The 12619-nt window shown below is 73.1% G+C and carries 9 protein-coding genes; 3 read left to right on the top strand and 6 right to left on the bottom strand.

Translation table 11 applies throughout. From position 1 onward, the window contains the following. Nucleotides 1-16: 16 nt before the first annotated feature. Nucleotides 17-1249: a L,D-transpeptidase gene (locus ACSU53_RS18035; RefSeq protein ID WP_437028991.1), complete on the top strand. Its 1233-nt coding sequence runs from the start codon at nt 17-19 to the stop codon at nt 1247-1249. 200 nt (nt 1250-1449) lie between these two features. Beyond that, a complete protein-coding gene (locus ACSU53_RS18030; protein WP_437028989.1) occupies nt 1450-2196 on the top strand; it encodes a DUF6227 family protein in 747 nt (248 codons plus the stop codon). A gap of 358 nt (nt 2197-2554) precedes the next feature. On the opposite strand, the gene ACSU53_RS18025 is transcribed toward ACSU53_RS18030, so the two are convergent. The 5 genes from ACSU53_RS18025 to ACSU53_RS18005 form a co-directional block, all read right to left on the bottom strand. Continuing rightward, nucleotides 2555-2959 (bottom strand): hypothetical protein, encoded by a 405-nt coding sequence (locus ACSU53_RS18025; protein WP_437028988.1) that lies wholly within the window; start codon nt 2957-2959, stop codon nt 2555-2557. 240 nt (nt 2960-3199) lie between these two features. Further along, nucleotides 3200-5479: a PTS fructose transporter subunit IIABC gene (locus ACSU53_RS18020; RefSeq protein ID WP_437028986.1), complete on the bottom strand. Its 2280-nt coding sequence runs from the start codon at nt 5477-5479 to the stop codon at nt 3200-3202. Between the two features lie 214 nt (nt 5480-5693). Then, the gene (gene pfkB / locus ACSU53_RS18015; protein WP_437028985.1) at nt 5694-6641 is read right to left on the bottom strand and encodes a 1-phosphofructokinase; all 948 of its coding nucleotides are present in this window, start codon (nt 6639-6641) and stop codon (nt 5694-5696) included. Beyond that, on the bottom strand, nt 6638-7399 hold the full coding sequence (locus ACSU53_RS18010; RefSeq protein ID WP_437028983.1) for a DeoR/GlpR family DNA-binding transcription regulator: 762 nt from the start codon (nt 7397-7399) through the stop codon (nt 6638-6640). The genes pfkB and ACSU53_RS18010 overlap by 4 nt, the downstream gene beginning before the upstream one ends. Before the next feature lie 623 nt (nt 7400-8022). Continuing rightward, nucleotides 8023-9546 carry an MFS transporter gene (locus ACSU53_RS18005; RefSeq protein WP_437033261.1) on the bottom strand — a complete coding sequence of 508 codons (1524 nt, stop codon included), beginning with the start codon at nt 9544-9546 and terminating at the stop codon, nt 8023-8025. Between the two features lie 404 nt (nt 9547-9950). On the opposite strand from ACSU53_RS18005, the gene ACSU53_RS18000 reads away from it, so the two are divergent. Next, nucleotides 9951-10979 carry a helix-turn-helix transcriptional regulator gene (locus tag ACSU53_RS18000; RefSeq protein WP_437028981.1) on the top strand — a complete coding sequence of 343 codons (1029 nt, stop codon included), beginning with the start codon at nt 9951-9953 and terminating at the stop codon, nt 10977-10979. A 90-nt stretch (nt 10980-11069) separates the two neighbouring features. Here ACSU53_RS18000 and ACSU53_RS17995 read toward each other — a convergent pair whose 3' ends face one another. Beyond that, nucleotides 11070-11861 (bottom strand): TetR/AcrR family transcriptional regulator, encoded by a 792-nt coding sequence (locus ACSU53_RS17995; protein ID WP_437028979.1) that lies wholly within the window; start codon nt 11859-11861, stop codon nt 11070-11072. Nucleotides 11862-12619 lie beyond the last annotated feature (758 nt).

Below are 12619 nucleotides of genomic sequence, written 5' to 3'. Positions count from 1 at the left end.
GAATCTGGAGCAGCCCGTGACAACGTCGGACAACGCAGCGCGGCGCGCACTGGCGGCCGGTGCCGCCCTCCTGGTCGGCGCCCTCACCCTCACCGCCTGCGGCGGCAGCGCCCAGGCCGACGGAAGCCGTGACGGCAAGGGTGGTCGGGGCGGCGAACGGGCCGGCAACGTGTCGGTCGCGAAGATAGCCATCTCCGCGAAGGACGGCTCGACCGGTGCATCGATCAACTCGACGGGGGTCAAGGTGAGCGGGGGCCGCCTGACGGACGTGAAGATGACCGTGGCCGACTCGGGCGAGGCGGTGGCCGGTGCGATCTCGTCCGACGGGACCACCTGGAAGCCCGGCAAGCAGTTGGAGCGCGGGACGACGTACCGGATAGCGGCGACGGCGAAGGACGGCAAGGGCCGCACCTCGGCGGCCGACTCCCGCTTCACCACCGTCACGTCCGCCAACAGTTTCATCGGTACGTACACACCGGACAACGGCACCACGGTCGGCGTGGGCATGCCCGTCTCCTTCACCTTCGACAAGGCGATCACGGACAAGAAGGCCGTGCAGTCGCACATCACCGTCACGTCCAGCAGCGGGCAGAAGGTGGTGGGGCACTGGTTCGGCGCCCAACGCCTGGACTTCCGGCCCCAGGAGTACTGGAAGGCCGGTTCCAAGGTCACGATGAAGATCGACCTGGACGGTGTCGAGGGGGCCAACGGTGTGCACGGCGTGCAGAAGAAGACGGTCACCTTCACCGTCGGCCGGTCACAGGTCTCCACCGTGGACGTGAACACCCAGACCATGACGGTCGTGCGGGACGGCAAGACGGTCAAGTCGGTTCCGATCTCGGCGGGCGACGCCGAGCACTCCACCTACAACGGGCAGATGGTGATCTCCGAGAAGTTCACCCAGACCCGCATGAACAGCCGGACGGTCGGTATGGGATCCGAGTACGACATCCCGGACGTGCCGCACGCGATGCGACTGACCACCAGCGGGACCTTCATCCACGGCAACTACTGGTACAACAAGGGAAACCCGCCCTTCGGCCGGCAGGGCACCAGTCACGGGTGCGTCGGGCTGGCGGACGTGCGGGGCGCGCAGGGCGACACGCCCGGCAAGTGGTTCTTCGACAACTCCCTCCTCGGGGACGTGGTGGTCGTGCAGAACTCCCCCGACAGCACGGTCGCGCCGGACAACGGCCTCAACGGCTGGAACATGGACTGGAGCGCGTGGGTCGCGGGCAGCATGGTCTGACGTCGCACCGCACCGTGGATCCGTCGCCGCAACCCCCGGCCGGACGGCAAGTTTTGACGTCCCTTCCGGCCGGGTAGGAATTTCTCGCGCGGCCCGCCCGTTTTCCCGGCGTACGTTTTCTCGGTTCCCGGACATGATGTCCGACCGAGGGGCTACGGTATGCACCCACAAGGTGACATGCAGCAACGCCGGGAGAAGCCTTGAGCGTTCCGTACGAGACGGCAGCGTACGAACCGTCCGACTCGCCCGAGTCTCCGGAGGAGCACCTCGCGCGACTGCTCGGCCGTGCCCTGAACTCGTTCGAGTTGCCGGACGAGACGTTGGCCCGGCTCGACTGCGCCCTCGCACACGACGGCTCGCTGCACTCCGCGCATCACAGTGCCGGCCTGCACCGGGAGACGTACCGACACACCTGGCTGCTCGCCGACGGCTCCGCGCTCACGCTGTGGGAGCTGGTGCACAACACGGCTCGCGACGGGGAGCCCCAGCACGAGGTGTACGTGGACGAGGAGGAGCTGCGGGTCGCCACCGCCCGTCTGCCACTGCCTCCGGACGCCCCGGAGTTCGAGCTCCCGGCGGCGGTGCAGCTTCCCGCGCTGCCCGTCCCCCGGCCCGCCTACGTGCCGGACGACTCGGCGGACCACGCCCGCCGCTTACTGCGCCGGGCGGAGAACACGGACCGGCCGGACGCCCGGACGGCGGCGCTGCTGAGGACGGCTTTCGCGCACCAGATCACCCAGGCTTTCGGCCGTCCGTCGTACTCGGGCAGGTCGGGCCTGTGCTTCGCGCTGTACGAGCACGCGTTCCTGCTGCGGGACGGCGCGGAGGTCTCCCTCTGGGAGGTCGAGCACACGGCCACGCCCGACGGGCGGCACATGTGCGAGGTCTACGTGACGGAGGACGCGGCCCGCGACGCGATGGAGCGCCGGGCGACCCAGGTGCCGTAGACCCGGCGCGTGCCCTCCGCGGCGCTTGCTTCACTGATGCGCCGGGGGGCGTGGGGCAGGGGCAGGGGGCGTCTTCCGGTCGCCTGCCCCGCCGATGACGTGGAGCCGACCAGTGCCCCCGGGGGACTGCCGCCTCGCCGGTGCGGCCGGGCGGACGGGTGTGGGCGCCAGTTGTGCTCGCGCCCCGTGCCCGCTGGTGCCGCGCGGGTTGAGCCGCTGCGCGGCGGGGCGCACGGGCGGCCGGCCTGCCAGGGCGTAGGTGGCCGCGTTGCCTTGGTGGCGTGCGCGAGGGCGGCGGACGGCCGGGGCTGCTGTGCTGCGCCCTCCCGTCCCTCGCTCGGCGCGGCGGCCGGCGGGCTCAGCGGCCGTCGTCGGCGAGGCGTCGTACGAGACCGGCGAAGGCGGCGCGTTCCGCCGGGCTGAGGGTGACGGCCTCCGCCCACGGGCCCGTCTGGCGCTGGCGGGGAATCGTCGGCAGCTGCCGCTTCTGCGCGCGCCCGGTGCCGGGCGTGGGCAGGTGGGGCGTCTGCGGACGGGCGTCCTTCACCCAGCGGCTCAGCCGTGCGGAGATCGGCGTGCGCTCCTGCCCCGCCTGCCCCGCCTGCCCCGCCTGCCCCGCTCCGGCGTGAAGGTCTCCATGACCGCGGCGGCCGTGGCGGCGCAGGACGGTGGCCAGGCCGGCCGCGCAGCTGACGGCGGCCACGGCTGCCAGTGTCAGGGCGGTCGTGCCCGTCACCCTCGAGATCGCGTCGTGCTCAGGCATGCCGCCCAGTACACACCACGGTCCGGGGCCGATGTCCCCGGACCGTGATGATGGTGATCTATCTCGCACTCGGCATGAATGCCTCAGACCACCCGGATGGACGCATGCCGACCCCGCCGTTCCGTCGGGACATCCGCCCTTCTGCCGGGCCGTCCGCCTTCCTCGTGGGCTCCACGCTGCAGCTTCTCGTGGAGCCCACGCTTCCCGTCGTGCCGTGACCGGACCGGTCGGCCGCGTGGTTCAGGCGGCCACGGGCTGGCCGGAGGGAGCCGGCGAGGCCGCCTCACCCTTGCCGCCCGTGCCGTCGGCGGCTGCCGGAACCGGCTTGCGCAGGCCCTTCAGGAGGATCACCAGGGCCGCTGTGACGACCACGCCCGCGGCGATGGCGACCAGGTAGAGCAGCGGGTTGCCGATGAGCGGGACCACGAAGATGCCGCCGTGCGGCGCCCGCAGGGTCGCGCCGAACGCCATGGACAGGGCACCGGTGACGGCACCGCCCACCATGGAGGCGGGGATGACGCGCAGCGGGTCGGCCGCGGCGAACGGGATCGCGCCCTCGGAGATGAACGAGGCGCCCAGGACCCAGGCCGCCTTGCCGTTCTCCCGCTCGGTCCGGTTGAACAGCTTGCCCCGGACCGTCGTGGCCAGCGCCATCGCCAGCGGCGGGACCATGCCGGCCGCCATGACCGCGGCCATGATCTTCATGGCGGAGTCGCTGGGGCTGGCGACCGCGATACCGGCGGTGGCGAAGGTGTAGGCGACCTTGTTGACGGGACCGCCGAGGTCGAAGCACATCATCAGGCCGAGGAGGGTGCCGAGCAGGATGGCGTTGGTGCCGGTCAGGCCGTTGAGCCAGTCGGTCATGGCCTTCTGCGCCTCGGCGATGGGCTTGCCGATCACCACGAACATCAGGAAGCCGACGACCGCCGAGGAGATCAGCGGGATCACCACCACCGGCATGATGCCGAGCAGGGCGGTGGGAATCCGCACCCGCTGGATCCCGAGCACCACCGCACCGGCGATGAGACCGGCCGCGAGACCGCCGAGGAAGCCGGCGTTGATGGTGAGCGAGATCGCGCCGCCGACGAAGCCGGGCACCAGGCCGGGCCGGTCGGCCATGCCGTAGGCGATGTAGCCGGCCAGGACGGGAACGAGGAAGCCGAAGGCGACGCCGCCGATCTGGAAGAGCAGCGCGCCCCAGCTCGCCGCCTCCGTCCACAGGAAGTGGTCCATGACGGACGGCGCTTCGTTGATCTCGTAGCCGCCGATGGCGAAGCCGAGGGCGATGAGGAGTCCGCCCGCGGCGACGAAGGGGACCATGTAACTGACGCCGGACATCAGCCACTTGCGCAGCTTGGTGCCGTAGCCGTCACCGGATGCGGCGCCGCGTTCGACGGGTGTGCCGCCGTCCGCCGCGGGGGCGGTGACCTCGCCGCGCTCGGCCTTCTCCCGGACCTCGGCGATCAGTTCGGCGGGGCGGTTGATGCCGGCCTTGACCCCGGTGTCGACGGTCGGCTTGCCGGCGAAGCGTTCCTTCTCCCGGACGGGCACGTCGTGGGCGAAGATCACGCCGTCCGCCGCCTCGATCACCGCCGGGTCGAGCCGGGTGAAGCCCGCCGACCCCTGGGTCTCGACGCTGACCTCCACACCCGCCTCGCGGCCCGCGTTCTCCAGGGACTCGGCGGCCATGTAGGTGTGGGCAATGCCGGTGGGGCAGGACGTGACGGCGACGATCCGGAAGGGGCGCCGCCCGGACGCGTCCGCCCCGGCGTCAGTACCGACACCCGTACCGGCATCGGCGTCCGCGGCTGCCGTACCGGTGGAACGGGTGGCTGCCGTGGTGGCGTTGGTGCCTTCGGCCGGGCCGGTGGCGCCCTTCGGGTCATCGCTGCTGCCCGTGGCGGCACCGGCGGAGGCCGCCGCCGGTGCCGCCACGGAGTGGGTGGTTCCCGGGGCTCCGCCGGGCTGTGCGGGTGCGGCGCCCTCCGGCTCCGCGGAGCCCGCGCCGGCCGTCGAGCCCGCGTCGGCCGTCGAGCCCGCGTCGGCCGTGGGGGCTGTGGCGTCCGAGGCCGCCGGGGACTCGTCGCCGCGGATGAGTGCCGCAGCGGCCGCCGGGTCGGTGACCTCGCGCAGGGCGGTGGTGAACTCGGCGTTCATCAGCTGCCGGGCCAGCGAGGACAGGATGGTCAGGTGGTCGTCGTCCGCGCCTGCCGGGGCGGCGATGAGGAAGATCAGGTCGGCGGGGCGGTCCGCCGCTCCGAAGTCGACACCGTCCGCGCTGCGCCCGAAGGCCAGCGTCGGCTCGGTGACGTGTTCGCTGCGGCAGTGCGGGATGCCGATGCCGCCGTCGAGGCCGGTGGGCATCTGGGCCTCACGGGCGGCCACGTCGGCCAGGAAGCCGTCCAGGTCGGTCACCCGGCCCAGGGCCACCATGCGCTCCGCGAGGGCACGGGCCGCCGCTTCCTTGGTGTCGGCGGACAGGTCGAGGTCGACCAGGTCCGCGGTGATCATGTCGCTCATCGCGGGCTCCTTCGCACGCGTATCGCCCGGGGGGTGCCGTGGGCGGGGGAGGGGACGGGGATGCGGTGGGGGGAGGCAAGGTCGGGGGGACGGGGAACGGACGTGGGGGAACGGGGAACGGACGTGGGGGGAGGGAGAACGGACGTGGGCGGACGGCCGGGGGCGGGGACGGACGGCAGCGGCATCGGTGGCGGTACCGGCAGGTGGAGGTTCCTCATGTGACCGGCTCCTTCAGCGCGCGGTCGACCGGGATGTCCGCGGTGACCGTCACGGCGGACGGGTCGAGGTCGCTCGGAGCCGGCATGGCACTGCCCGGGGTCTGGACGGCCGCTGCCCCGTGGGCGAGGGCGGAGGCGAGGGCCTCCGGACCGCGTCCGCCGGCGATGAGGAACCCGGCGAGCGAGGAGTCGCCCGCGCCGACGTTGCTGCGGACGGTCTCCACGCGGGCGGTGCCGAACCAGGTGCCGTCCGCGTCGACCAGCAGCTGCCCGTCGGCGCCGAGGCTGGCCAGCACCGCCTTGGCTCCCATCTCCCGCAGCTCTCCGGCGGCCTTGGCCGCGTCACCCACCGTGGCGAGCGGGCGGCCGACGGCCTCGGCGAGTTCCTCCGCGTTGGGCTTCACGACGTCCGGCTGTCCGCTCAGCGCCGCGGTCAGGGCCGGACCGGAGGTGTCCAGGGCGATGCGCACGCCGGCCGCGTGCGCCCGGGTGACCACCTCGGCGTACCAGCTGGGGTCCAGTCCGCGCGGCAGGCTGCCGCAGCAGGCGATCCAGTCGGCGCCCGCGGACTGCCGGTACACGGTCCGCAGCAGCAACTCCTGCTCGGCCGCGCTCAGTTCCGGGCCGGGCGCGTTGATCTTGGTGAGGACGCCGTCCGACTCGGCCAGTGCGATGTTGGACCTGGTGGGGCCTTCGACGGGGACCGGCGCCACCTCGATGCCCTGGGCGTCGAGCAGTTGGGCGACCAGGGCGCCGGGCGCGCCTCCCAGGGGGAGGACGGCCACGGTGCGCCGTCCGGCCGCGGCCACCGCCCGGGAGACGTTGACGCCCTTGCCGCCCGGGTCCACACGTTCGCCGGTGGCCCGGACGACCTCACCGCGGTCCAGTGAGGGGACCTCGTAGGTGCGGTCGAGGGACGGGTTGGGGGTGACGGTGAGGATCATGCGCGTACCACTTCCGTGCCGCCGCGTTCGATCGCGAGGGCGTCGTCCGGGCTCAGCCCGCTGTCGGTGATCAACAGGTCCACGTCGCCCAGGTCTCCGAAGCGGGCGAAGTGTTCCTGGCCGTGTTTGGAGGAGTCGGCGAGGAGCACGACCCGGCGGGCGGCGGCCATGGCCGCACGCTTCACCGCGGCCTCGGCCAGGTCCGGCGTGGTCAGTCCGTGCTCGGGGGAGAAGCCGTTGGCCGCCACGAACAGCACGTCGGCGCGGATCTCTCCGTAGGCGCGCAGGGCCCAGGCGTCCACGGCGGCGCGGGTACGGTGCCGGACGCGTCCGCCGACGAGGTGGAGCTGAAGACCGGGGTGGTCGGCGAGGCGGGCGGCGATGGGGAGGCTGTGGGTCACGACGGTGAGCGACAGTTCCACCGGGAGCGAGCCGGCGAGCCGGGCGATCGTGGAGCCGGCGTCGACGATGACCGTGCCGTCGGCGGGCACCTCGACCAGGGCGGCCTTGGCGATGCGGTCCTTCTCGTCGGCGGCGGTCGTCTCACGTTCGGCGAGGTCCGGCTCGAAGTCGAGGCGCCCGACGGGGATGGCCCCACCGTGCACCCGGCGGACCAGACCCGCCCGGTCGAGGGTCTTCAGGTCCCGGCGGATCGTCTCCGCGGTCACCTGGAACTCCTCGGCCAGGGACACCACGTCCACCCGGCCGCTCTCCCGGGCCAGACGCATGATCGCCTGCTGACGCTCCGGCGCATACATGCCCACTCACCTCCGAACCGTGCCCGAACGTGTGGTTTCACTGTGAAGGGTAGGCCGGAGCGCGCGGAAAGTAAACACTTTCGGGCACAGTCGGGCATGAACGGGTGTCTGCCTGTGCCCGTTTTGTTGGAGCGGTCGGGGGGCGTACGGGCTAGCGGGCGGTGCGCGGCGTTCAGCGCCCGGCGTTCGGCGCGCCCGGCGTTCGGCGCCCGGCGTTCACCTTCACCCGCCGGCCCTCCGTCCCCCTGCCCCCCTGCCCTCGTCCCCGGCTCCCCGGTGCCGGCCTCGGCATCGCACGGGGGCCGCCCTCGCCCGGCCCCTCCATCGGCACCGGCACCGGCACCGGCACCAGCACCAGCACGGCGTGGCACGGCACGGCACGGCACGGCACGGCACCGGATGATGTGACCGACCGAAGCCGGAGGGCCGGGCACCCACCCTGTGGATGCCCGGCCCTCCGGCCGACTCGCGTCGACTTCCCGCTCCGCCGTTCCGCGTCTCCGCCGGTTCCGCGTCTCCCCCGTTTCGCGTTCCCGCCGTTCCGCGTTCCCGCCGTTCCGCGTTCCCGCCGTTCCGCGTCCCCGCGGTTCCGCGGTTCCCCGTTTCCGCCGTTCACTCCCGGGTCAGGACACGAACTCCGGCTTCCGTTCCTCCGCCGGCAGCTCCCCCCGCGTGCTCTCCGTGGCCCCCGCGGCACCGTCACCGACTCCGGCTCCGGAGCCGGGCACCGCGGCGGTGGGCGTCCCGTGCTCCCCCGCTGCCCCCTCCACGTGCTGGGCGGGCCGCTTGGGCAGCGCGGACATCAGCAGGAAGATCAGGCCCAGCACCGCGGCCACCCAGCCCAGGGCGTACTCGAACCCGTCGGCGTAGGCGCGTCCCACCTCGGCGGGGGCCAGCGGCTCGTCGATCACGCCGAAGAAGACCACCGAGACCAGGCCGAGGCCGAGCGCGTTGCCCATCTGCTGCACCGTGTTGATCAGACCCGACGCCGATCCCGCGTGGGCGTGCGGCACCTCCGACAGCACCGCGTCCGTCAGCGGAGCGACGATCAGCCCCATGCCGACGCCCATGACGACCAGTGGCAACGCCATCTGCCAGGAGGAGATGCCCAGGCCGTAGCGCTCGGACTCCCAGATGTAGAGCAGCACGCCGGCGGCCATCACCAGCGCTCCCGCCTGGAGCACCTTCCGCCCGAAGCGCGGTACCAGCAGCTGCACCGACATGCCCGCCGCCACCGAGACGGCGATGGAGAACGGCAGCCCGGTCAGTCCCGCCCGCAGGGCCGTCCAGCCGAGCCCGACCTGCATGTACAGCGTCCACACCAGGAAGAAGACACCGAGGCCGATGCCGAACACCGTCTGCACGGCGATGCCCGCCGCGAAGCTCTTGACCCGGAACAGGGACACCTCGATCAGCGGGGAACCGTCCCGTGCGGCCCTGCCGCGCTCGTACGCCACCAGCAGGGCCAGCACCACCAGCGCGCCCGCCATCGACACGTACCCCCACACCGGCCAGCCCAGCTCGCGGCCGCGGGTGAGCGGGTAGAGCAGCATCAGCAGGCCCAGGGTCACCATTCCGACACCCACGAGGTCCAGCTTCAGGGCCCGTGGGGCCTTCGACTCGGTGATGAAGCGACTGCCCAGCACCAGTGCGGCGAGGCCGACCGGCAGGTTGATCAGGAAGATCGGCCGCCACTCGAGACCGAACAGGTTCCACTCGGTCAGCAGCGCGCCGAGCAGGGGCCCGGACACCGCGCCGAGGCCGACGATCGCGCCGAACAGTCCGAAGACCTTGCCGCGTTCGTGCGCCGGGAAGGTGGCGTGCACGATCGACAGGACCTGCGGCACCATCATGGCCGCCGTCGCTCCCTGGAGGATGCGGGAGGCGACCAGCATCTCCGGGTTCACGGCCAACCCGCACAGGGCCGAGGCGACGGTGAAGCCGCCGACGCCGACGAGGAAGACCCGCTTGCGGCCGTGGATGTCGCCGAGCCGTCCACCGGTGATCAGGCCGGCCGCGAAGGCGAGCGCGTAGCCCGCGGTGATCCACTGGATCTGGCTGAACGTGGCGCCCTCGTCCCGCTGGATGGTCGGGATGGCGATGTTGACGATGGTGACGTCCACGAGGTCCATGAAGGCGGCGGTCATCACGATCGCCAGCGCGAACCAGCGCCGCCGGTCACCGGTCGGCGATGAAGACGGCGAGGGCGAAGCAGACGGCGAGGGCGAGGGCGAGGCGGAAGGATCCGCAGCAGCGCCCGATGAGTGCGCCGGGACGGAACCCGGAGCAGCCGCCGCGTCCTCCGCGAGCCGACCCGAGCCCGAGTCGGTGCCCGAGGGGGTCACGGGGCCCGCCCCCGAGCCGTTGCGGGAGGTGCGGTTCGAAGCGGTGCCGGAGCCGGCGCCGGGCTCGGTGCCGGAGCCGACGCCGGGCTCGGTGCCGGAATCGGTGCCGGGATCAGTGCCGGAGGTGGAGTCCGTGTAGGTCATGCCCCGAAGCTATGAGCCATGTAGGTCAGATCAGGTCCTATTCCTCGGGCATCCTGGAACGCATGACGACGGACACCCCGGCCCGGCTGCTGACCCTCCTCTCCCTCCTCCAGACGCCTCGTGAATGGCCCGGCGGCGAACTCGCCCAGCGCCTCGGGGTGTCCCGCCGAACGGTCCGGCGCGACATCGACCGGCTGCGCGAACTCGGCTATCCCGTCCAGGCGACCCTGGGCTCCGAGGGCGGTTACCGGCTCGTCGCCGGCAAGGCGATGCCGCCCCTGGTGCTCGACGACGAGGAGGCGGTGGCCATCGCGGTCGGCCTTCGGGCGGGCGCCGGACACGCACTGGAAGGCGTCGAGGAAGCGTCCGTACGGGCGCTGGCGAAACTGGAGCAGGTGCTGCCCGGCCGGCTGCGTCACCGCGTGAGCACCCTCCAAGCCGCCACCACTCCCCTGACCAGCGGCGACGGCGCGACCATCGCCCCCGAGACGCTGACCGTCATCGCGTCCACGGTGGCCGGGCACGAACGCCTCCGCTTCGCCTACCGGGCGGCCGACGGCACCGAGTCCCGGCGCCTGACCGAGCCGTACCGGCTGGTGTCGACCGGACGGCGCTGGTACCTCGTGGCGTACGACCTCGACCGCGCCGACTGGCGCACGTTCCGCGTCGACCGGCTGAGCGAACCCTTCGCGACCGGCGCGCGCTTCACCCCGCGTGAGCTGCCCACCGGCAGCGCGGCGGAGTACCTGCGCCAGTCGATGCACCGCCAGCACGAGTCCTACGACCTCGACGTCACCTTCGCGGCCCCGGCCGATGTCGTCGCCCCGCGGCTGCCACCCTGGCTGGGCACGCCCGAACCGCAGGACGAGCACAGCTGCCGGCTGCGCGCCACGGTCGGGGACGTGAAGGAGTGGACGGCGGTCCGCCTGCTGCTCCTCGGCCACGACTTCACCGTGCACGGACCACCGGAACTGGTGGCATGCGTACGGGAACTGGGCACGCGTATGGTCCGTGCGGCCGGCGACGCCCCGACCCCGCCGGCCGCCCGAGGTCAGGCCCGCGGTGACGGCTCCCGGCACACCACCGACTGAGACGTCATCAGCAGCCCCCGTGTCCTGGGCGGCGCGCACGCCGTGGGCGGCGCGGCGCGCACGGCCAACGGGTGGGCAACCCCCTGGCCGTCAGCCGACGTCGCCGGCGACGGCGTCCCAGGGGAAGTGCCGCAGCGCGGCCAGGTTGGCCACGGCCAGTTCGGCGGGGCCCCGCGCGCCCTCGGCCGGGTCGTCACCGGCCGCCCAGTCCTCCGTGGCCGTGCGCACGGCCGCACCGGCGACGGCAGCGGCGAAGCGCAGCCGCGTCCGGACGGCAACGTTGTCGACGTCCACGGGAGCCGGCCCACCGGAGGTCTTCCGACGGGCGGCCACCCGCTCCGCCAGGACGTCGGCCAGCGCCCGGTCCGAGGCCTGGCAGACCTCCGCCCACACCCGGCGCAGCACGGGGTCCGAGCCCGCCAGCCGGATCAGCGTGCGCATCCAGTCCCACGAGGCCGCCGACACCCCGACGCCCGGCGTCAGCGTGTGCCGTACGGCGCCCTCCAGCGCCTGCGGAACGGACACCCCGGCCGGGGCTGCCCGCACCGCCTCCACCCAACGACCGGCGCCCGCCTCGTAGAGCGGCGCGATGGCCTCCTCCTTGGTGGCGAAGTACCGGTAGAACGTCCGCGGGGCGACGCCTGCCGCATGGGCGATGTCCTCCGCCCGGGTGGCCCGCAGTCCTTGCCGGATGAAGAGGCCGGCGGCTGCGCGGGCGATCGTCATACGGGTCTCGGCCTTGCGCCGCTCGGTCAGCGAGGGCGCGGGAGGCGAGGACGGAGACGAGGACGGAGGCGGCGACAGGAGCTGGGGCTCGGACGCGTTCGACGCAGGTGGGGCCGGGCTCGGGGAGGACGGGGGCGTCGGGGTGGTGCTGCTCACGCCCGGCAGGCTATGCCCCTGTGGCACAATCTGCCATCTGGCGGGCCACCCCGGGGTTCAGGTTCGGGGTGGCCCGCTTCTCATGCCCACTCCAGAGGGCCACCGCAGCCCAGACGGCCACGGGGTGTGGGTCGCCGCGCGAACTGGGGCTACGAGCCGCGCCCGCGGGCGCACCGGATGCGGGAGGCGGCTCCGGACCCGGGGTGCGGGCTCCTGAACACCTGCCGGCTTCGGGCCGGCACGGAAGAGCCGGGCCCGGCGCCCGGGGGGGAGGGCGCCGAGCCCGGCTGGGGACGTCCCGGCGCCGGGGGGGGTGTGCGTCGGGACGTGGCTCATCGGGTGCCGCGCACCGTGCGGGTGCGTCGGGCGGTGCTTCGTATCTGATGTCGGCTGCACGTCCTGAGTGGAGCGCGTCGCGTGCGGCCGCGTACGGCCTACCGGTCAGGTCACGCAGGTCGTGCAGGTGGTGCAGGTCGGTGCGTCGTCCGTGGATCGCGCGTCATGAGGCGCGCGCGGTGCGGAGATCGTGCGTCGTGAGGGCGTGAGGCCGTGGAGCCGTGAGGCCTGCCGCGTACTGCGTCGTGCGTCGTGCGTCCTGCGTGCTGCGTGCTTGGGTCGTGCGCCGTGCACTGCGTGGTGCGTCCGCGGTGTTCGGTTCTGCGTGCAACCGGTCGGGCTGGTGCCCGTTGCCCGCTCGGAGGTCTTTTTCCCGGCGCCCGGGGAGTTGAAGCGGCGCGGAACCGCCATTGTTTGCGCGG

This window comes from Streptomyces sp. enrichment culture, assembly GCF_964273255.1.
In the GTDB taxonomy this organism is placed as follows: domain Bacteria; phylum Actinomycetota; class Actinomycetes; order Streptomycetales; family Streptomycetaceae; genus Streptomyces.
This window is presented reverse-complemented; position numbering and strand designations above follow the sequence as displayed.